Origin of the sequence: Saccharomonospora sp. NPDC046836 (assembly GCF_040645195.1) — a bacterium.
In the GTDB taxonomy this organism is placed as follows: domain Bacteria; phylum Actinomycetota; class Actinomycetes; order Mycobacteriales; family Pseudonocardiaceae; genus Prauserella_A.
In genome coordinates, this window is record NZ_JBEYXW010000006.1 from 140,030 (window position 1) to 161,065 (window position 21,036).

The window sequence follows — 21,036 nt, forward strand, 5'->3', positions numbered from 1 at the left end:
CCATAGGCTGGACAGGTGGCTGACCCCTCCACCTACCGTCCCTCGCCGGGCAGCATTCCGGACGCCCCCGGCGTCTACAAGTTCCGCGATGCCACCAGGCGGGTCATCTACGTCGGCAAGGCCAAGAGCCTGCGCAGCAGGCTGAACTCCTACTTCGCCGACCTCGCCGGGCTCCACCCGCGGACCCGGCAGATGGTGACGACGGCGGCGAGCGTCGAGTGGACGGTCGTCTCGACCGAGGTCGAAGCCCTTCAGCTGGAGTACAACTGGATCAAGGAGTTCGACCCCCGGTTCAACGTCCGCTACCGCGACGACAAGTCCTACCCCGTACTGGCGGTCACCCTGTACGAGGAGTTCCCGCGGCTGCACGTCTACCGCGGACCACGCAAGAAGGGCGTGCGCTACTTCGGCCCGTACGCGCATGCCTGGGCCATCCGCGAGACGCTCGACCTGCTGCTGCGCGTCTTTCCCGCCAGGACCTGCTCCGCCGGGGTGTTCCGCAGGCACGGTCAGATCGGCAGGCCCTGCCTGCTCGGCTACATCGACAAGTGCTCGGCACCGTGCGTCGGCAAGGTCGACGCCGAGCAGCACCGCGCCATCGTCGAGGACTTCTGTGACTTCCTCGCCGGCCGCACCGACGTCATGGTGCGCAGGCTGGAGAAGGAGATGGCGGCGGCGGCGGACACGCTGGAGTTCGAGCGGGCGGCACGCCTGCGTGACGACCTCGGCGCGCTGCGCCGGGCGATGGAGAAGCAGGCCGTCGTCCTCGGCGACGGCACCGACGCCGACGTCATCGCCTTCGCGCACGACGAACTGGAGGCCGCGGTCCAGGTGTTCCACGTGCGGGGCGGCCGGGTGCGGGGCCAGCGCGGCTGGGTCATCGACAAGGTCGAGGAGATGGACGTTCCCGCGCTCGTCGAGCAGTTCCTGAGCCAGTTCTACGCCGAGCAGGCCGAACTGGCCGAGGAGACGACCGGCGCCGGAGCCACCGTGCCACGCGAGGTGCTCGTACCCGAGCTGCCACCGGACGCCGGCGCACTCAGCGAGTGGCTGTCCGGTCTGCGCGGCTCACGGGTGCACCTGCGCGTGCCCCAGCGCGGGGACAAGCGGGCGCTGGCCGAGACCGTCACCCGCAACGCGCAGGAGGCCTTCGCGCAGCACAAGCTGCGCCGGGCGGGCGACCTCACCGCGCGCTCGGCGGCGCTGGCGGAACTGCAGGAGCACCTCGGCCTGGACAGCGCGCCACTGCGCATCGAGTGCGTCGACATCAGCCACATCGCGGGCAGCGATGTGGTGGCCTCGCTCGTGGTCTTCGAGGACGGGGTGCCCCGCAAGTCGGAGTACCGGCGTTTCGCGTTGAAGGAGGCGGCCACCGAGGGCGATGTCGCGGCCATCGCCGAGGTCGTGCGCCGCCGGTTCGCCCGCTACCTCAAGGAGACCGGCAGCGGTGACGAGGACGCGCCGCCGGAGTCCACACCGGGGATCGACCCCGAGACCGGCAGGCCGCGCAAGTTCGCCTACCCGCCGAACCTGCTCGTGGTCGACGGTGCGGGGCCGCAGGCGACCGCGGCCGCCGACGTCCTCGGCGACCTCGGCATCAACGACGTCGCGGTGGTCGGCCTCGCGAAGCGCCTCGAAGAGGTGTGGCTGCCCGCCGACCCGGACCCGGTCATCCTCCCGCGGACCTCCGACGCGCTGTACCTTCTGCAACGGGTACGCGACGAGGCGCACCGCTTCGCGATCCAGTACCACCGCCAGAAGCGCTCCAAGCGGGTGCAGGCGTCGGCGCTGGATGGTGTTCCTGGGCTCGGGCAGGCACGCAAGTCCGCCCTGATCAAGCACTTCGGCTCGGTCAAGAAGCTCAGGCAGGCCAGCGTGGCGGAGATCGCCGAGGTTCCGGGCGTCGGCACGCGCACCGCCGAGGTCGTCCACGCGGCGCTCGCCGGGGGGCGCCCGGCCGAACAGGGAGAGGGGAGTCACGCACGTGACTGACGAGGAAGCCAGGACCGCGGGCATGGAGGTCGCGGTCGTGACCGGGTTGTCGGGGGCGGGCCGCAGCACCGCGGCCAAGTGCCTCGAGGACCTGGGCTGGTTCGTGGTCGACAACCTGCCGCCAGAGCTGATCGCGACCATGGTGGAGCTCGGCGCGCAGGCGCGCGGGGCGATCACCAAGGTCGCCGTGGTCATGGACGTGCGCTCACGCGCCTTCACCGACGACCTCGCCTCGGTGATCAAGGACCTGGACGCACGCGGGTACAAGCCGCGCGTGCTCTTCCTCGAGGCGACCGATGCCGTGCTGGTCCGCCGTTTCGAGCAGGTGCGGCGCAGCCACCCCCTGCAGGCCGACGGGCGGCTCGCCGACGGCATCACCGCCGAGCGCGCGCTGCTCTCACCGCTGCGCGAGGAGGCCGACCTGCTGCTCGACACCTCCGGGCTGTCGGTGCACGACCTGCGCGCCAAGATCGAGGACGCGTTCGGCACCGAGGCGAGCAGCCAGACCAGGGTGACGGTGCTGTCCTTCGGGTACAAGTACGGCCTGCCGATGGACTCCGACCTCGTCATGGACGTCCGGTTCCTGCCCAATCCCTTCTGGATTCCCGAGCTGCGTGAACACAGTGGACTCGACGGCGACGTGCGCAACTACGTGCTGGGGCAGGAGGGAGCCGAGGAGTTCCTCGAGCGCTACCACGAACTACTGCGGCTCATCGGGGCAGGGTACAAGCGGGAGGGCAAGCGGTACCTCACCCTCGCGGTCGGCTGCACCGGCGGGAAACACCGCAGCGTCGCCATTTCCGAGGAACTGGCCACCCGACTGTCCAAAGAGGATGGCATGGCAGTGAAGGTGGTGCATCGGGACCTGGGCAGAGAGTGAGATCCGGCATGCGGGCGGTCGCGCTCGGTGGCGGGCACGGGCTGCACGCGACGCTGACGGCGTTGCGCCGCATCACCAAGGACGTCACCGCGGTTGTCACGGTCGCCGACGACGGCGGCTCTTCGGGACGGTTGCGCAGGGAGCTCGGGCTGCTGCCGCCCGGTGACCTCCGGCAGGCGCTGGCCGCGCTGTCGGCCGCCGAGGACGGCGGCACGCTGTGGGCGGAGGTGTTCCAGCACCGTTTCGGTGGCAGTGGCGCGCTCACCGGGCACACGGTGGGCAACCTGCTGCTCGCGGGCCTGTTCGAGGTGCTCGGTGATCCGGTCGCCGGGCTCGACGAGGCGAGCAGGCTGCTCGGCATCTCCGGGCGGGTCCTGCCGATGTCGGCCGAGCCGCTGGACATCGAGGGCGAGGTCACCGGCCTCGAACCGGACGGTACGGCGAGCCGTATCCGCGGTCAGGTCGCGGTCGCCAGCACGCCGGGTCAGGTCCGGCGCATCACGCTGCACGCCACGGGCCGCCCCGGCAGCCGTCCGGTCGCCTGCCCGGAGGCGGTCGAGGCCGTGCTGTCGGCGGATGTCGTGTTCCTCGGCCCCGGTTCGTGGTTCACCAGCGTGCTGCCGCACCTGCTGGTGCCCGAACTGCACGATGCGCTGGTCCGCACGTCCGCGACCAAGGTGGTGATTCTGAACCTGGAGCCGCAGCCGGGAGAGACGGCTGGTTTCTCACCCGAACGGCACCTGGACGTACTCTTCGAACACGCTCCCCGGCTGCGGGTCGACGCGGTGATCGCCGATCGCGACTCCGTGCCGACCCCGGCGAGCCTGCGCCGTGCGGCGGCCGCGCTGGGCGGGCGTGCGCATCTGGCGTCGGTGGCGGCCCCTGGGGTGGGGGGACGGCACGATCCGGATGCCCTGGCTGGCTGTGTGCGAGACGCTCTCGGTCTGACCGAGTGCGAGAGGGAGGGGCAGTAATGGCCATGACGGCTGCGGTCAAGGACGAACTGAGCCGGCTGGAGATCACCAAGACCAGCCCGCGCCGCTCGGAGGTGTCCTCGCTGCTGCGGTTCGCGGGCGGGCTGCACATCGTGGCGGGGCGGGTGGTCGTCGAGGCGGAGGTCGACACCGGTTCGGTGGCGCGCCGGCTGCGCAGGGAGATCCACGAGCTGTACGGGCACCAGGCCGACGTGCACGTGATCACCTCCGGCGGGCTGCGCAAGGGAACCCGTTACGTCGTGCGGGTGGTCAAGGACGGTGAGGGGCTCGCGCGGCAGACCGGGCTGATCGACCAGCGCGGGCGTCCCGTCCGTGGGCTGCCCGCTGCCGTCGTCTCCGGCGGGATCGCCGATGCCGAGGCCGCGTGGCGGGGTGCGTTCCTGGCGCACGGTTCGCTGACCGAACCCGGCCGGTCGTCCTCGCTGGAGGTCACCTGCCCCGGCCCGGAGGCGGCACTCGCGCTCGTCGGCGCCGCGCGCAGGCTCGGCATCCAGGCCAAGTCCCGCGAGGTGCGCGGCGCCGACCGCGTCGTGGTGCGCGACGGCGACGCGATCGGTGCCCTGCTCACCCGGCTCGGCGCGCACGAGAGCGTGCTGGCGTGGGAGGAGCGGCGGATGCGACGCGAGGTGCGCGCCACCGCCAACCGGCTCGCCAACTTCGACGACGCCAACCTGCGCCGCTCGGCCAGGGCCGCCGTGGCCGCCGCCGCCAGGGTCGAACGTGCGATGGAGATCCTCGGCGACACCGCGCCCGACCACCTGCTCGCCGCGGGCAAGCTGCGGCTGGCCAACCGTCAGGCGTCGCTGGAGGAGCTCGGCCAGCTGTCCGATCCGCCGATGACCAAGGACGCCGTCGCAGGCCGGATCCGGCGGTTGCTGGCCATGGCGGACAAACGGGCAGGCGATCTGGGTGTCCCCGACACCGAGTCCGCGGTGACCCCGGAGATGCTGGAGGAGGACGTGTGAACGGGCGGCGTTACCTGCGGCGCGTCTGAGGGCGCACTCGTAACGCAGCGGTTTCACGCACGCACCCCGGCTCGAAACGCGGCACGCCAACTCTCGATCACGGCAGTACGGCCGGTTGACCGAAAGGGGGCTTCGTGCACGCGACAAGGACAGGTGCTGTGGAAAGGGCCGACCTCACCGTCTCGGCGGAGATCGGGACCTGGCTCGAACGGCGGTCCAGCCGGGCCGACGACTGGACCGCCGCCGAACTCGTCGCCGCGAAGCGCGGGCGGACGGTCAGCGTCGTGATCCCTGCCCGCAACGAGCAGGAGACCGTCGGGCAGATCGTGCGCACCATCCGCACGGCACTGATGGAAGAGCAGCCACTGGTCGACGAGATCCTCGTCGTCGACTCACATTCCGAGGACGCCACCGCCGCGGTCGCCGCCGAGGCAGGCGCGACGGTCGTCGCGCAGGACGCCGTGCTCTCGCTGCCCGGTGTGCGGGGCAAGGGCGAGGCGCTGTGGAAGGGACTGGCGGCGACCTCGGGTGAGCTCGTCGTGTTCGTCGACGGGGATCTGTACGACTTCACGGCCGGGTACGTGATCGGACTGCTGGGGCCGCTGCTCACCGACCCCGCAGTGGACTACGTGAAGGGCTTCTACCACCGCCCGCTCGTCGGTGCCCAGCACACCGATGCCGACGGTGGCGGGCGAGTCACCGAGCTGGTCGCCAGGCCGCTGCTGAACATGTTCTGGCCCGAGCTGTCCGGGTTCGTCCAGCCGCTGGCCGGTGAGTACGCGGGGCGGCGGGAGGTGCTGGAGAGCATCCCGTTCGTCACCAACTACGGCGTCGAGGTCGGGCACCTGATCGACCTGCTGGAGTGGCGCGGTCTCGACGCGCTGGCCCAGGTGGACCTCGGCATGCGTACCCACCGCCACCAGAGCACGCAGGCGCTGGGCCGCATGTCCGGGCAGATCATGCTGACCATTGTGGACCGGCTGAAGCACTACGGGCGGCTGGTGACCTCGCAGCCGCCCGCGACGCTGCTGGCCCAGTTCCGCAGGGGCGGCGATGCCGGGCACGGCGTCGAGCGGGAGCTCGTGCTGACCGACCTCACCCTGCACCAGCGCCCACCGCTGGCGACTCTGCGGGCGGAACCGGAACCCCTGCGCAACACCGCCTGACCGGCAGCCGATCTCAGCCCGCGATCTCCGCGTAGGCGAGGACCTTGGTGATCTTCGCCCGGACGAGGTACTCGCCGGGCTGGGCGTTACGCCTGCCGATGGCCTCCGCGTTCTCCTCGCCCATGTACCGCCCGCCGATCCGGATGGACCACGGGAGCATCTCGGCGAGATCCTCGGAGAGCCGGGCCTCCGCGGTGAACTGCACGTACGAGAACGGCGGAACCTGGTCGTCGACGATCAGCGAGATCCGCGGGTCGCGGCGCAGCGCCTTGCCCTTCAACGAGTCCGCGCCGGTGTTGAAGATCAGCTCGTCGCCGTCGGCTGCCGCGTTGAGCACGAACCAGATCGCCGTGACGTGCGGCGATCCGTCCGCCCGCACCACCGCGAGCTTGCCGGTGCGGGTACCGCTGCTGGCGAACCGCCACCACTCGTCCCTCGTCATCCGGTGCATGCCTTCCCACGTTACCGGCGCGCCCACCCGGGCGCGCTCCGCGCGGCTGGAATACTCTGATCCGCTGTGCGAGACGACGACCTGACCCTGGCCGCCGACCCCGACGAGGGGCTGGCCCGCAGGCTGAAGGCGCTCGCGTGCACGGCGCCGTTGCACGACCTGGACGCCCGCAAGGCGAAGCTGGACTGGGCCGACGCCACGGTCTACCAGATGGCGGAGATCGGGTTGCACACGATCGACCAGGTCACGATCGCCATGGACTTCGACACCGGCGCCGACCACCAGCAGGTCGTCGGCCGCCTCCTGCCGTTCATCGCCGCGCAGGCACCGCGGCGCGGCACCGCCGAGCACACCCGCGTTGCCAGGTGGGTGCTGGACAACCTGATCAACGTCGGCACCACCGACCGCGGCTTCCGCCGGGTCTACGGCTCGGTCGACGCCGACGGCCGGTACCGGCGCCGCGCGTTCGACTTCAAGCTGCTCGTGGAGCTGGCGGCGCCGACAGGCGAGGTGTACCTGCGGGCCACCGACGAGGCCATCAACGTGCTCGTCGGAGCACTGGACACCGATGTCGAGTCGGCCCAGATCGCCGCCGAGGTGAAGCTGGAGAACCTGATCAACCGCGGGCGGCTCGCCGACGCCAAGCTGGCTGCCGAGCAGGCCCGCTACCGGACCGTGCAGTACGGCGAGACGCTGCGCGCCAAGCTCGAGGCCACCCGGCGCGATGTGCGCTCCGTCGACTGGGAGCGCGAGGTTCCCGAGTTGCTGGACGCCGCGTTGTCGCACATCGAGTCCCGTTTCCGTGCCGAGACCGCGATCCTGCGCAACATCACCGCCGCCAGGGACGAGGCCGAGGACCCCGATCGCAAGCGGCGCGCGGCCGAGCTGGTCGACATCGTCGCCGACTGCATCCGCAGGCACACCCAGCTCCAGTCCCGGCTGCAGGCGGCGGGCGCCGTCTTCCGCGCCGAACAGGACCGCCAGCAGTTCTCCGGGCCGCCGCAGCGCGCCGCGATCGACCTGTTCGGCCAGCTGCTGACGCCCGCGCTGGAGCTGCCGCTGGCCGATGCGCTCGCGCCCACCCAGGCGTTCTTCCATGCCGCCACCGGTATTTCGGTGCCGACCGTGCCGTCGCTGCCCTCGCTGGTCTCGCTGCTGTTGCGGCCGGCACCGGAACGTGAGCAGCTGGTGGGCGAGGTCCCCGAGCCCGAGCTGCTGCCCGCCGAGCAGACCGACAGCTACAGCGACGAACAGTGGCGCCTTGCCGACGAGCTGCTCACCCTGCCCGAGGTACCGCGCCGGCTGTCCGGACTGCTCGCGGAGGCGAGGCAGGCCGATCCGGGTGCGGTGCGGCTCGTCGCACTGCGCGCGCTGCACGCCTACGGGCCCGAGGTGAGTGCCGCCGTCCGCCAGGGCGAGCGGCAGGTGCTGCTCGCCTTCGACGACGGCACACCGCTGGACGATCCGGACTTCGGCGGCGCCGACCTGCTGCTGATGTCCGCCACCATCGAGCACGGCGAGGACACCGCCGATGAGGAGGTCGCGTGAGTACGGGGCACAGCTCGGCCGATGCGGAGGCCGCGGCCCGGCTGATCTCGTTCGGCATGCGGCCGAAACTGCTGCCCGGCCGCGACGTGGTGTACGGCGAACTGGTCCGCCGTTACGGCGAGGACAGCTCCTTCAAGCAGCTCACGCACGCGGTCGCCGCCGGGCTCGGGCTCATGGTGCTGGAGGTCGGCACCCAGGCCGGTGCCGTGCTCGCCGCCACCGACGAGTCGATCTTCGAGATCAAGATGGACAGCTACGCGCGGCAGAGCAAGATCCGCGAACGCCGCGACACCGAGAAGGTGCTACACGGGCTCATCCACCTGGCCACCGCTGCGCTCGGCTACCCGCGTCCCGACGACCTCGCCAACGACACCTACATCGGCCGCGTGAGTGTCGAGCAGGTGGACGGCGTGGTGCGGGAGGCGTGCCGCATCCTGGACGAGCGCGCCGCGGCCTCTGCTGGGAACAACGACCCGCTCGCCGACGCGCCGGAGCTGGAACAGGCGTGGCGGGCCTACGCGCGCAGGCCCGCCGCGGCCGCGACCAAGGACGGCAGGCTCGCCTCGGACACCACGCGCGGCATGGTGGCCAGGGCGCTACGGTTCCTTGCCGAGCAAGGGTTCCTGGTGCCGGTGAGCGGTGAGCAGGGCGGCACCTACCGGACCACGCCGCGCTACCAGGTGCAGGTGCGGGAGCTGGCCGCGGACGCCGCGTTCGATGAGCTGCTCTCGCTGGGCGTCGTGTCGGTTCCCGGGGGAGACGGGACACTGCGCACCACGTCCAGCACGCTGTGACGGGGCCTGCGGCGGCATAGCGGTACCGGGCGCGTCGCGTCCGGCATCGGCGGAGAAGGGGGAAGACCAGGATGTATGAACTGTCGCGGGTGCGGCTGCACTCCGTGGGGCCCGCCGGTGCCCGCTACCAGGACGTCCTGCTGGACCTCAGCGGTGCGGGCGACATGATCGCCGCGCCGAAGCAGGACGCGCTGTTCGGCGCCGGAATCCACACCGCCGAGTCGGGGCCGGTTCGCCGTCCCTCCCCGGCGAGCGTGCTGTTCCTGGAGAACGGCGGCGGCAAGTCCGTCCTCATCAAGCTGATCTTCTCGGTGATGCTGCCCGGCAGGCGGCAGGTGGTCGGTACCACCAGCACGCGCGTGCTGGAGAAGTTCGTCGGTGCCAAGGATGTCGCCCACGTGGTGCTGGAGTGGCAGCACACCGAGACCGGGGAGCGCCTGATCACCGGCAAGGCGTCCGAGTGGCGTGGCCACGTCGCCTCCTCCGACCCGGCCAACCTCGTCGACTCCTGGTACTGCTTCCGGCCCAGCACCTCGGTCGACCTGGAGACCCTGCCGCTGACGTCGGAGGGCAGGCTGCTCACGATGTCGGGCTTCCACGACCGGCTCACCGGGCTGCATGCGGAGGTGCCGGAGCTCGGACTGTTCTGGACCCGCAGGCATCACGAGTGGACCGAACGGCTCGATCAGCTGGGCCTGGACACCGAGCTGTTCCGTTACCAGCGCGCGATGAACGCCGGCGAGGGTGAGGCCGCCGACGCGTTCGCCTTCGGCACCGACGAGGCGTTCGTCGAGTTCCTGCTGCGCGCGGTGGTGCCCGAGGACGAGCCGAAGGACCTCGCCGAGGTGGTCGCGACCTACGCCCACAACCTCGCCCAGCGCGGTGAGCTCATGGCGGAACGGGACTTCGTCGCCGGGGCGCTCGATCTGCTCGGCCCACTGTCCGATGAGGAGCGTCTCGCCGCAGCCTCGCGCACCCTCGCCGTTGCGGCGCGGGCGGATCTGGAGGTCCTCGCCGGGCAGATCGCGGCTCGGGAGGCGCTGGAGAGCGAGCGGCTCACCGGGCTCGACGCGCACGTCGAGGAGATCGCGAGCGCGGAGCGGCTGGCCGAAGGTGACCACCGCCGCCACACCGCGGTGGTCACCGAGCTGCGGCGGGCGGTCGCGAACCTCCTGCTGGCGCGGGCCACCGCCGCCAAGGAACGGGTGGACGCCGAGCTCGCGGAGGCGAAGACGCTGGCTGAGGCCTGGCGCGAGACGAGCACGGTGCTCGCTCACCTCAACACCACGCGCCGGGCGGCCGACATCCGCGACCTGGTTGGAACCAGGGAGCAGAAGGCCGAACCGGCGCTGCGGGCCAAGAACGCCGCGGCCATAGCGCTGGCGCGCGGGCTGCTGGGGCTGGCCCGCGATGCGCAGGAGCAGGCCGAGGTAGCCGACGACGCCGCGCACGCGGCGAGCGCCGAGGCGGAGCAGGCGCAGGGTGAGCGCGACGCGGCGGCCAGCGCCGCGGCGAACCGCAGGGCCGAGGCCGACGGGCTCGCCGCGCGCATCGAGGAGGTTCGCGCCGAGATTGCCGAGGCGGCAAGGGACGGCGTGCTGGCGGCTGGGTCCGATGTGGCCGAAGTGGCCAGGCAGGCCCGCGCGGCAGGGGAGAGCGCCGCTTCGGAGCTGGCCCGCCGGGAGCGGGAGCTGGAGCGGCTGGCCGAAGAGACCGGCGCCGCGCAGACGGCGGTCACCGAGGCTCACCGCGCGGCGGGTTCGGCCCGCGACCGCGCCGTGCGCGCCGCCGAGGAGCTGCAGCGCGCCCACCGGCGCACGGACAGCCTCGCCGCGGAGCCCCGGCTCGCTGAGCTGCTGGGTGCCGATGACGTCACTCTGGAGACCGATACGCCTGCGCTGCTGGAACGGTTGCGGGAGGCGCGCGGCAAGGCGGACAGCGATCAGACCGCGCTGCGTATCGAGGAGTCGCTCGACGAGCGCGCACTGGCGGCGCTCGGTTCCGGTGGGCTGCTGCCGCCGCCGGAAGAGGTGCAGGCCGCGCTCGACGCGCTGGAGGCCGCCGGGATCACCGCCTGGTCCGGCTGGCGCTATCTGTCCACACTGGACGCCCAGCGGCGGGAAGCCGCGCTGCTCCAGGCACCACAGCTGGTGGCCGGGGTCCTGCTCAACGACGCCGCGCACCGCGAGCGGGCGCAACAGGTGCTCACCGGGCAGCGACTGCTGCCGAGCGCCGTGATCGCCGTCGGGACCACGGCCGCGCTGGCCGACGCGCAGCTGACAGGCGCGGCGGGTGTGGAGTTCCTGGTGCCACCCAACCCCGCGATGTACGACGAGGAGGCAGCCGACACCGCGCGGGAGGAGATCGCGCGGCGGCAGGCCGGGCGGCACCGCAGGCTCGCCGTGCTGGAGGAGTCCACCGGCGCCGACGCCGCGCTGTCCTGGAAGCTCACCACCTGGCGCGAGGACTACCCGCCGGGCAGCATCGCGGTCATGGCCGAGGAGGCGCAGGTCGCGGCCACCGCGCGTGAGACCGCCGAGGCCGATGTCGACGACGCACAGCATCGGCTTGACCGGCTGACGTCCACACGGGACTCGACGCGGGAGCGGGTGCCTGCCCTGCGAGAAGGCCTGCGCGAGGTAGATGGCCGGGCGAGGCGGCTGGAAGAGTTGGCGGGCAAAGCCGCGCGGATTCCACAGTGGACCGAAGAGGCGGAGCGCGCCCGTGAGGCCGTCGAGATCGCCGAGGCACGGGCACTCGATGCGGCGGCGCAGGCGGCACGGCTGCGCGAGCGTGCCGCCGAGCATCAGCGAACCGCGGACGGCCATCGCCGTACCGCAGGCACCGCGCGGGCCGAGCTCGCCGAGGTACCCGGCGGCGGTGCGGTGTCCGAATTGGACTCCTTCGAATTGGACCCTGCTGTATCGGGCTCTGACTCGCCTGAGCCCGCCGACGCGCTGCGCCGCGCGTTCGCCTCGGCGGCCGAGGCCTACGCCAAGGTGGAGGTCGGCAGCGACCTGCGAGCCGAGCTGGAACAGGCGGAGAGCGCGGAGTCCGCGGCCAGGGCGGCGGTGGAGAGCCTCGACGCGGTGGTGCGCGCGCTGGCCGGTGAGCTGCTGGAGACGCCCGACGGCTCGGATGCCTCGGCACGGGCTGCTGCGCAGGCCAGGTCCGTGCGGGCGGTTGCGGCGCTGGAGGACGAGCGCGCCGAGGTGATCGGCCAGCTCGCCACGCGCAGGGCGGAGCTGGACCAGCTGCCCCAGCAGGGCGGTCCGGTGGATGCGTTCGAGGCGCCCCGCGATGTCGAGCACGGGCGTGAGCTCATCGATAGCGCGGCGGCCGAGGTGTCCGCGGCCGCGCGGAAGTGGGAGGCGCTACGCGAGCAGTGCGCGACGGCGCAGGCGACCCTGGAGTCCGCCCGCACCCGCGCATCGGGGTTCCGGGTGCTGGCCGAGTCGCTGGCGCCCTACACCCCAGCTGGGACGGCGGAGCAGGTCTACGACGGCGACGTGGAGACTGCGCGGGCGCGCCACGGTGAGCTGATCGCGACGCTCACCACCGCGCAGGAGGCGGTCGAGGGCGCCGAGAAGCGGGTCCGGGCGGCTGCCGACGCGCTGGCCCAGTGCGCCACGGAGAAGCGCTTCGAGCAGCTCAGCACGCCGGTGCGCCAGCAGGTCATCTCGGTACGCAGGGACAGCCTGCCCGCGCATGCCGACGAGTGGGCGCAGGCGCTGCGGCCCCGGCTGCGTACCCTCACCGACGATCTGGCGCAGATCGACCGGCACCGCACCGGCATCGTCACCCGGCTACAGAGCCTGGTCGAGGGCGCGCTGCGCACCCTGCGCTCGGCGCAGCGGGTGTCGCGACTGCCGGACGGCCTCGGCGACTGGTCGGGCCAGGAGTTCCTGCGCATCCGGTTCGCCGAGCTGGAGGATGGCGAACTCGCCGAGCGGCTCGGCGTCGTCGTCGACGAGGCGGCCGCGGGGCGCACCAGCGACGGTCGTGACGCCAAGCGGGACGGCATGTCGTTGCTGCTGCGCGGCGTGCGGGCCGCCGTGCCCAAGGGCTACCGGGTCGACATGCTCAAGCCCGATTCGGTGTTGCGGACCGAGCGGCAACGGGTGTCGGAGATCCGGGACGTGTTCTCCGGCGGCCAGCAGCTCACCGCCGCGATCATCCTCTACTGCACGCTCGCGGCACTGCGTGCCAACAACCGGGGCAAGGTGCGCAACCCGCATTCCGGGGTGCTGTTCCTGGACAACCCGATCGGCCGCGCGTCGGCGGGCTACCTGCTGGAACTGCAGCGTGCGGTGTCCAGGGCACTGGGCGTGCAGCTGATCTACACGACGGGCCTTTTCGATGCAGGAGCGCTCAGCGAGTTCCCGCTGATCATCCGGCTGCGCAACGACGCCGACCTGCGGGCGGGGCGCAAGTACCTGTCCGTGGAGACGACCATCCGCCAGGAGCTCGAGCAGCTCGCCGAACCGGATGGGGTCGCGCGGCTGTCCGCGACCCGCCTCTACGCCAAGCCGGCGGCCGGCCTCGAACGTTGACGCAACCCGTTGGTTGCCATAGTGTGGCAACCAACGGGTTGCTACATGAGGAGGCTGTCATGGCTTTTCCCGATCGCATTGAACGGACCGTGGAGATCGCTCACCCGCCGGCCGCGGTGTGGGCCGCGCTGACCACGGCCGAGGGGCTCGGCGCCTGGTTCGGCAACCAGGCGACGATCGATCTCCGCCCTGGCGGGTCGGCCCAGATGTCCTGGAACAACGGGCACCAGGCCGACATGCGGATCGAACGGGTCGAGCAGCCGACGGTGTTCGGGTTCACCTGGCACATTTTCGGTCTGCCCGATGACGATCTGCGCCGTACCTATGTCGAGTTCACGCTCGAACCGGTCGGCGCGGGCACGCGGTTGACCGTGGTCGAAACCGGCTTCGCTCAGCTGTCGGACGACGCCCACCGCGAGGCGTATGGCGGCAACACCGAGGGTTGGGCGAAGGAACTGGGCGAACTGGCCGACTACCTCGATGCCGCCTGACATCGAGGCGATCGCCGAGCAGGTCTTCGTCGCATTGGCCGACCCGAGCCGGCGCGCCGTCCTGGCCGCGCTGGCCTCGGGTGGGCCTGCCACCGTCACGGACCTGGCCGCCCGGTTGCCGATCACGCGGCAGGCGATCGCCAAACACGTGGCCCTGCTGGCCGAGGCCGGCCTCGTGACGGCCGAGGCGGGGGAGCGGCGCCGGGTGCGGTACCGGCTGCGTTCGGCGCCGATGCAGGTGGCGCAGCAGTTTCTGGCCGCGCTGGCGCGTGACTGGGACAGGCCGCTCGGCGCGTTGCAGGACCATCTCGACCGGTCTGCGGGAGAAGGCCGGAAGGACGGGTAACCGGTAGAGGAATCGGTATCCCTTCGAAGAGAGGCTGACACCATCATGAAGATCCCCCAGATTGTCACAGGGCAGGATTGGGAAGCAGCGCGTCAGGAGCTGCTGGTGAAGGAGAAGGAGATGACCCGCGCCCGGGATGCGCTGGCGGCGCAGCGCCGGCGGATGCCGTGGATGGCGGTGGAGAAGGAGTACGTGTTCGAAGGTCCCGGGGGCAGGGCGAGCCTGCTCGACCTGTTCGAGGGTCGTCGTCAGCTGATCGTCTACCGCGCGTTCTTCGAGCCGGGCGTGTACGGCTGGCCAGAGCATGCGTGTCGTGGCTGTTCCATGCTGGCTGACCAGGTCGGGCACCTCGCCCATCTGCACGCCCGCGACACGAGCCTTGTCTTCGCCTCGCGCGCACCGCAGCCGGATATCGAGCGTCTGAAGGGGCGGATGGGCTGGACGATGCCCTGGTACACCATGACCGACGAGTTCGATGTCGACTTCGGCGTGAACGAATGGCACGGCACGAACGCGTTCATCCGGGATGGCGAGAGCGTGTTCCGCACCTACTTCGTCAACAACCGTGGCGACGAGGTGATGGGGAGTACTTGGAGTTACCTCGACATCACCGCGCTCGGGCGGCAGGAGCAGTGGGAGGACTCGCCCGAGGGATATCCGCAGACCCCGCCATACGAGTGGTGGAACTGGCACGACGAGTACAGCAAATCCCAGTCGGGGCAGGCGTAGCCGACGCTGGATCTAAAACGGTGGCGGGTCGTGGAGGGGTTCGGGGTGACTGGTGTAGGTGGCGCCGGACGGTGTCGTGACCGTGACGGCGCCCGTATCGGGGTGCAGGTGATAGACCCATCCGGGCCGATTCTTCAGCCGGTGGTGCCGACGGCAGTAGTTGACCAAATTGGACGGATTCGTTGACCCTTCGTGTTGCCAAGCCTGGTGGTGATCGTTGTCGCCGAAATGCGCGGGCCGGTGGCAGTGGGGGAAGCGGCATTCCCGGTCCCGTACCCGCACGAATTCGTCGGTGACGGCGGGCGGCCGATAGCGTTGCCGCCCCACATCCACCGGGGTTCCTGTGAGGGGGTCCGTGACGATCCGCTGCCAGGTGGAGTTCGCGTCGTGGGCGATTTCCCGTGCCACCGAAGCGGGAACCGGACCATGGCCGGCCAACTGGGCGGGGTCATCGTTCAGGCCTGCCAGGGTAGTGAGATCGACGTAGACGTGTATGTCGGCTTTCATGCCGGAGTGGGTGGTGGTCCTGCCGAGTAACAGGTCGGCCAGCACATCGGCACGCAGCTGGTCCAGGTTTCGTGGTTCGTCGGCGGTGCGGAGGGCGCGGGCCAGCTGATCGACCCGGGCATAGGCCGCCGAAGCGACCGCTACCGGCAGGTCGGCGCACAGGGTGGACATCCCGTCCTCCCCGTGTAGCAGCTGGATTTTGCGTTCGCTGCGGAGGTGCTCTGCCCGTCGGGCGGCGGCTTCGGGGTCGATCTTGGTCGCCCAGTACTGCGCTACTCGCCGTACCTGTTGGGGTCCCTTGCCTTCCACCTTGGGCGCTATGACTTGGTCGACCTCCCGGGCCTGGGTGTTGGAAAGCGCGACGGTGACATCGGCGACCTTCGACGCCCGGTAGGAATCAAGGCGACCTTCCTCCATGGCCGCCAACGTGTTCGGGAGCCGCCGTACCAGGGTGGCGGACAGGTCGACGAGCCGGCGGGCCTGCGGCTCGCTCATAAACAGCAGCAACGACACCTCCACTGCCACATCCGGCGCATGTCCCCGATGATCATCCAAAGCATCCACCGCTTTGTGCAGCAGCGCGTCAATGCGCGCCCGATGTCGACCCAGAGTCTCGATCTGAGACCGAAGTCGTTGGTATTGAAAGGAATCCCCCACGAAGTCGATTATACTGGGCGAAGGTAGAACACTACAGAAGCATTAGAGTGAATCTGCGGATTGCCATATCTGGGCATCCACAGTGGACGGACAACGATACTCGTCCCGTGGGGAACTGTTGCTAGTGGACAGTGATACCAACTCGGCCCGAGGGGCGACAGTTTCACACGGCGCGCCGAAGGCGTGCTTGAAACCCAACCGCTTCCAGGAAATCGCCCACCCGCACACGAAACGGGTTTCACCGTTACCTCTACGGACCACGTGAAGGCGGAATTCGCGTGCCGGAGCGGCAACTCGTGTGCCCCAGTGGGCAACTCGCGCATCGGAGCGGGGGACTCGCGTGCTGGAGTGGGGGACTCGCGCACCGGGGCGGGGGACTCGCGCGCCGGAGTGGGTGACTCGCATGCTGAAGGGCGGAGCTAGTGCCTCCGGGCGGGGGACTGGCGCGCCGGTGCGGGCAACGCTGGAGCCGAGAACTGGCGCGCCGGTGCGGGCAACTCGCCTACCGGAGTGGGGGACTCGCGCCCCCGGGTGGGCAACTCGCGTGCCCCAGCGGGGAGTTCGTGCGCCCCAGCGGGCAACTCGCGCGCCGGGGCGGGCAACTCGCGTCCCCGGGCGGGGCAACTCGCGTGCCGGGGCGGGGGACTCGCGTGCCGGGGCGGGGGACTCGCGCGTGTGGTTAGTCCTTGCGGCCTGTGAAGGCCAGCGTTGCGCCCAGGCCGATCATGGTGAGGCCGCCTGCGCCGCCGACGAGTTCCAGCCTGCGCGGCGAGCGGGCGAACCAGTCGCGCGCGGTGCCGGCCACGAGCGCCCACACGCTGTCGGACAGTAGCGCGGTCGCCGGTAACAGGATGCCCAGCAGCAGGATCTGCACGGGTACGGATCCTGCACTGTGGTTGACGAACTGCGGCAGCACCGCGGCCAGGAACACGATCGACTTCGGGTTGGCGAAGCCGACGACGAACCCGTCGCGCAGGACCCGCAGCGTGCGGCCGCGCGCCGCGCGCACCTGAGTACCGAGCACCTCCGCGAGCGAGCGCCGGTGTCGCCATGCCTGTACACCGAGGAACACCAGGTAGCCCGCGCCGGCCAGTTTGATGACGGTGAACGCGATCGCCGACCGCTCGACGAGTGTGCCCAGCCCGAACGCCACCGCGACCACCTGGGCGTACACGCCGACCGCGTTGCCTGCGACGGTCAGCAGTGCATCGCGGCGCCCGGCCGTCAGCGCGCGGCTGATCGTGAACAGCACGCTGGGCCCGGGTACCACAACCATGAGGAAGGTCAGTGCCGCGAACGCGGCCAGCTGGCTCGGTGTCACCATGCGCTCAGCGTAGGCATCAGCGGGCGGCTGTCGGTACGCGATGGTAGGAACACGGCATGCTCCGGCAGATCACGGTTCACCAGCGGCGGGCGCGACTGGCCGGCCGCCACCGGCTCGCTCCGTCGGCGCGCGCCGACACCCCGGTCGAGGCGGCCGACAGTCTCCTCGCGCTGCACGCGACCGATCCGGCCACCGTGTACCTCGCGGTGGCCGCCAGGATGACGCGCCCGGCCGTCGCGACCGTCGAGCGCGCGCTCTACGACGAGCGGACCCTCCTGCGCATGCTGGGCATGCGCAGGACGATGTTCGTCGTGGCCGCCGACGTGGCGCCGCTGGTGCAGGCCGGATGCGCACTGGACATCGAGAAGAAGCAACGCAGGCTGCTGCTTCAGCACCTCGAGCAGACCGGCATCCCCGACCTGGCGGAGTGGCTGCGCGATGTCGAGGAGGGCACCCTGCGGGCGCTCAGGGCGCGCGGGTTCGCCGGCGCGCAGCAGCTCGCCGCCGACGAGCCCCGGCTGCGCACGGAGATCGTCATGGCGGAGGGCAAGCCGTACGAGTCCCGTGGCTACATCACCAACCGGGTGCTGTTCCTGCTCGCGGTCGCCGGCCGGATCATGCGTGGCCGCCCGCGCGGCACGTGGCTGTCCACCCAGTACGACTGGTGCGCCATCGAGGACTGGCTGGCAGGAGGCCTGCCCACGCAGGACCCCGGCGCCGCGCGGGTGGAGCTCGCCCGCCGCTGGCTGCGTGCCTACGGCCCGGCGCAGGTGAGTGACCTGCGCTGGTGGATGGGCTGGACGGCGACCCAGACCAAGCAGGCGCTCGCCGCGCTGGAGGTCGTCGAGGTGGACATGGACGGCATTCCGGGCCTGTTGCCGGCGGACGACACCGAGCCGGTACCCGAGCCCGAGCCCTGGGTCGCGCTGTTGCCCGCGCTCGATCCGACCGCCATGGGCTGGGCGGAGCGGACCTGGTTCGTCGGGGAGCACCGGGCGGCCCTGTTCGACCGTACGGGCAACATCGGCCCGACTGTGTGGAGCGACGGGCGCATTGTCGGCGGCTGGGGCCAGCGGTCCGGCGGCGACGTCGCGGTGCGCCTACTCGAGGACGTCGGCGCCGAGAAAGCGGCCGCGATCGAGGCGGAGGCGGCCAGGCTGACGGCCTGGCTGGACGGCGTCACAGTGGTCCCGCGTTTTCGCACACCGGTCGAGAAGGAGCTGTCTTCTTGATCGATTCGCTGAATGCTTCGAGGTGGGCGACGTCTCGCGCGGGCGCTGCGGATCCGCCCTGGCCAGCACGCTAGGGTTGCGGGTGAAACCCGAAGATGTGTAGCCCGGCGGCGACCGGGTCGAACCTCGAGGAGAGAAGAGCAGTGACGGTTCGCGTAGGCGTCAACGGCTTCGGCCGCATCGGCCGCAACTTCTTCCGTGCCGTGCAGGCCAGCGGCCACGACATCGAGATCGTCGCCTTCAACGACCTCGGTGACGTCGCGACGATGGCGCACCTCCTCAAGTACGACAGCATCCTGGGCCGTTACCCGGAGGAGGTCACCACCAGCGACGAGGGGATCGTCGTCGGCGGCAAGACCATCAAGGCGCTGGCCGAGCGTGACCCGGCCAACCTGCCGTGGGGCGAACTCGGCGTGGACGTCGTCGTGGAGTCCACCGGCTTCTTCACCAACGCCGACGCGGCCAAGGCGCACATCGCCGGCGGCGCGAAGAAGGTCATCATCTCGGCCCCCGCGAAGGGTGAGGACCTCACCATGGTGCTGGGCGTCAACGACCAGGCCTACGACGGCTCGCAGACGATCATCTCGAACGCCTCCTGCACCACCAACTGCCTCGGTCCGCTCGCGAAGGTGCTGCACGAGAGCTTCGGCATCGAGCAGGGCCTGATGACCACCATCCACGCGTACACCCAGGACCAGAACCTGCAGGACGCCCCGCACGGGGACCTGCGCCGTGCCCGCGCCGCCGCGCTGAACATCGTCCCGACCTCCACCGGTGCGGCCAAGGCGATCGGCCTGGTGCTGCCGGAGCTCAACGGCAAGCTCGACGGCTACGCGCTGCGTGTGCCGGTGCCGACCGGCTCGGCCACGGACCTGACGGTCACGCTGTCGAAGAGCGCCTCGCTCGAGGACATCAACGCCGCGTACAAGGCCGCGGCGGAGGGCCCGCTGCAGGGCATCCTGCGCTACAGCGAGGAGCCGATCGTCTCCTCCGACATCGTCACCGACCCGGCGTCCTGCATCTACGACGCCCCGCTGACCAAGGTCATCGGCAACCAGGTGAAGGTCGTCGGCTGGTACGACAACGAGTGGGGCTACTCCAACCGTCTCGCGGACCTGGTGCAGCTCGTCGGCTCCAAGCTCGCCTGACCGATGGCGGTCAAGACACTCGACGACCTGCTCAATGGGGGCACCCCCGCCAATGAGGGCGTAGCCGGCGGGGGAGAGGGCGTCTCGGGCCGGTACGTGCTCGTGCGGTCGGATCTGAACGTGCCGCTCGACGGCGACACGATCACTGACGACGGCCGGGTGCGTGCCGCGCTGCCCACCATCCAGCGGCTGGCCGACGCCGGCGCGAAGGTGGTCGTCATGGCGCACCTCGGCCGTCCCAAGGGCAGCCCGGACCCGAAGTTCTCGTTGCGCCCGGTGGCCATCCGCCTCGGTGAGCTACTCAGCGGGGGAACCGAGGTGGCGCTGGCCGGTGACGTCGTTGGCGAGCAGGCCAGGGCCGTCACCGGCGCGCTCGCCGACGGCCGGGTCGCGTTGCTGGAGAACGTGCGCTTCGACCCGCGTGAGACGAGCAAGTCGGAGGCGGAGCGCGCCGAGCTGGCTCGTGAGCTCGCCTCACTGGTCGGTCCCGGCGCGGCGTTCGTCTCCGACGGTTTCGGTGTCGTGCACCGCAAGCAGGCCTCCGTCTACGACGTGGCCCGCACGCTGCCCGCCTACGCGGGTGGCCTGGTGCTCGCCGAACTCGAGGTGCTCACCAAGCTGACCAGCGATCCGCAGCGGCCCTATGCCGTGGTGCTCGGCGGTTCGAAGGTCTCGGACAAGCTCGCCGTCATCGAGGCGCTGCTGCCGAAGGTCGACCGGCTCCTGGTCGGCGGCGGGATGTGCTTCACCTTCCTCGCCGCGCAGGGCCACGGCGTCGGCAGCTCGCTGCTCGAAGCCGACATGGTCGACACGTGCAAGCGGCTCCTCGCGGAGGCGGGCGACAAGCTGGTGCTGCCCGTCGACGTCGTCGCCGCGGACGCCTTCTCGGCGGAGGCGAACACCCGCACGGTCGCTGCCACCGCGATCGAGGACGGCTGGATGGGCCTGGACATCGGGCCGGACACGGTCGCCGAGTTCGCGGCCGCCATCGGCACCGCCAAGACGATCTTCTGGAACGGGCCGATGGGCGTGTTCGAGCTGGCCCCGTTCGCCGAGGGCACCAGGGGAGTGGCGCAGGCGATCGCCGATGGAGACGCCTTCAGCGTCGTCGGTGGGGGCGATTCGGCCGCCGCCGTGCGTCTGCTGGGCCTGCCCGAGGACGGCTTCTCGCACATCTCGACCGGCGGCGGGGCGTCGCTGGAGTACCTGGAAGGCAAGGAACTGCCCGGCGTGGCAGTCCTGAGCGAGGGGACCTGAT

Annotated in this window: 17 protein-coding genes; 14 read left to right on the top strand and 3 right to left on the bottom strand. The window is 70.9% G+C overall.

Annotation, left to right across the window (positions count from 1 at the left end; translation table 11 throughout):
* Positions 1-15: 15 nt before the first annotated feature.
* The 5 genes from uvrC to ABZ863_RS10580 all read left to right on the top strand — a co-directional run bounded on the left by uvrC (position 16) and on the right by ABZ863_RS10580 (position 5,998).
* Positions 16-1,992, top strand: coding sequence for an excinuclease ABC subunit UvrC (uvrC, locus tag ABZ863_RS10560; RefSeq protein ID WP_358533569.1), 1,977 nt, complete (start codon positions 16-18; stop codon positions 1,990-1,992).
* A 22-nt stretch (positions 1,993-2,014) separates the two neighbouring features.
* Positions 2,015-2,872, top strand: coding sequence for an RNase adapter RapZ (gene rapZ, locus ABZ863_RS10565; protein ID WP_358533913.1), 858 nt, complete (start codon positions 2,015-2,017; stop codon positions 2,870-2,872).
* Positions 2,873-2,880: 8 nt separating this feature from the next.
* A complete protein-coding gene (gene yvcK, locus ABZ863_RS10570) occupies positions 2,881-3,846 on the top strand; it encodes a uridine diphosphate-N-acetylglucosamine-binding protein YvcK (protein WP_358533572.1) in 966 nt (321 codons plus the stop codon).
* A complete protein-coding gene (whiA, locus tag ABZ863_RS10575; protein ID WP_358533574.1) occupies positions 3,846-4,832 on the top strand; it encodes a DNA-binding protein WhiA in 987 nt (328 codons plus the stop codon). Before yvcK ends, whiA begins: the two co-directional genes overlap by 1 nt.
* A gap of 158 nt (positions 4,833-4,990) precedes the next feature.
* Positions 4,991-5,998: a glucosyl-3-phosphoglycerate synthase gene (locus ABZ863_RS10580; RefSeq protein ID WP_358533577.1), complete on the top strand. Its 1,008-nt coding sequence runs from the start codon at positions 4,991-4,993 to the stop codon at positions 5,996-5,998.
* A 13-nt stretch (positions 5,999-6,011) separates the two neighbouring features.
* Here the strand turns inward: ABZ863_RS10580 and ABZ863_RS10585 are convergent, their stop codons facing one another.
* Positions 6,012-6,449 carry a PPOX class F420-dependent oxidoreductase gene (locus ABZ863_RS10585; protein WP_358533579.1) on the bottom strand — a complete coding sequence of 146 codons (438 nt, stop codon included), beginning with the start codon at positions 6,447-6,449 and terminating at the stop codon, positions 6,012-6,014.
* Positions 6,450-6,515: 66 nt separating this feature from the next.
* Between ABZ863_RS10585 and ABZ863_RS10590 the strand changes: the two genes are divergently transcribed.
* The 6 genes from ABZ863_RS10590 (at position 6,516) to ABZ863_RS10615 (ending at position 14,910) form a co-directional block, all read left to right on the top strand.
* On the top strand, positions 6,516-7,997 hold the full coding sequence (locus tag ABZ863_RS10590) for a hypothetical protein (protein WP_358533582.1): 1,482 nt from the start codon (positions 6,516-6,518) through the stop codon (positions 7,995-7,997).
* On the top strand, positions 7,994-8,791 hold the full coding sequence (locus tag ABZ863_RS10595; RefSeq protein WP_358533584.1) for a hypothetical protein: 798 nt from the start codon (positions 7,994-7,996) through the stop codon (positions 8,789-8,791). The genes ABZ863_RS10590 and ABZ863_RS10595 overlap by 4 nt, the downstream gene beginning before the upstream one ends.
* 71 nt (positions 8,792-8,862) lie before the next feature.
* A complete protein-coding gene (locus tag ABZ863_RS10600) occupies positions 8,863-13,344 on the top strand; it encodes a hypothetical protein (protein ID WP_358533587.1) in 4,482 nt (1,493 codons plus the stop codon).
* Positions 13,345-13,403: 59 nt separating this feature from the next.
* A complete protein-coding gene (locus ABZ863_RS10605) occupies positions 13,404-13,835 on the top strand; it encodes an SRPBCC domain-containing protein (RefSeq protein ID WP_358533590.1) in 432 nt (143 codons plus the stop codon).
* Positions 13,825-14,181, top strand: a complete 357-nt coding sequence (locus tag ABZ863_RS10610) for a metalloregulator ArsR/SmtB family transcription factor (RefSeq protein WP_358533593.1) — start codon at positions 13,825-13,827, stop codon at positions 14,179-14,181. Before ABZ863_RS10605 ends, ABZ863_RS10610 begins: the two co-directional genes overlap by 11 nt.
* 45 nt (positions 14,182-14,226) lie before the next feature.
* Positions 14,227-14,910, top strand: coding sequence for a DUF899 domain-containing protein (locus ABZ863_RS10615; protein WP_358533595.1), 684 nt, complete (start codon positions 14,227-14,229; stop codon positions 14,908-14,910).
* Between the two features lie 12 nt (positions 14,911-14,922).
* Here ABZ863_RS10615 and ABZ863_RS10620 read toward each other — a convergent pair whose 3' ends face one another.
* Together ABZ863_RS10620 and ABZ863_RS10625 are read right to left on the bottom strand one after the other, a co-directional pair.
* Entirely contained in the window at positions 14,923-16,074 is a 1,152-nt protein-coding gene (locus ABZ863_RS10620) for a DUF222 domain-containing protein (protein ID WP_358533598.1), read from the bottom strand.
* A gap of 679 nt (positions 16,075-16,753) precedes the next feature.
* Complete coding sequence (locus ABZ863_RS10625; RefSeq protein ID WP_358533600.1) at positions 16,754-17,398, bottom strand: LysE family translocator; 645 nt, start codon at positions 17,396-17,398, stop codon at positions 16,754-16,756.
* Positions 17,399-17,454: 56 nt separating this feature from the next.
* On the opposite strand from ABZ863_RS10625, the gene ABZ863_RS10630 reads away from it, so the two are divergent.
* The 3 genes from ABZ863_RS10630 to ABZ863_RS10640 all read left to right on the top strand — a co-directional run bounded on the left by ABZ863_RS10630 (position 17,455) and on the right by ABZ863_RS10640 (position 21,035).
* On the top strand, positions 17,455-18,630 hold the full coding sequence (locus ABZ863_RS10630) for a winged helix DNA-binding domain-containing protein (protein WP_358533602.1): 1,176 nt from the start codon (positions 17,455-17,457) through the stop codon (positions 18,628-18,630).
* Positions 18,631-18,773: 143 nt separating this feature from the next.
* On the top strand, positions 18,774-19,778 hold the full coding sequence (gene gap, locus ABZ863_RS10635; RefSeq protein WP_358533605.1) for a type I glyceraldehyde-3-phosphate dehydrogenase: 1,005 nt from the start codon (positions 18,774-18,776) through the stop codon (positions 19,776-19,778).
* A gap of 3 nt (positions 19,779-19,781) precedes the next feature.
* Positions 19,782-21,035 (top strand): phosphoglycerate kinase, encoded by a 1,254-nt coding sequence (locus tag ABZ863_RS10640; protein ID WP_358533608.1) that lies wholly within the window; start codon positions 19,782-19,784, stop codon positions 21,033-21,035.
* The last annotated feature ends 1 nt before the right edge of the window (position 21,036 follow it).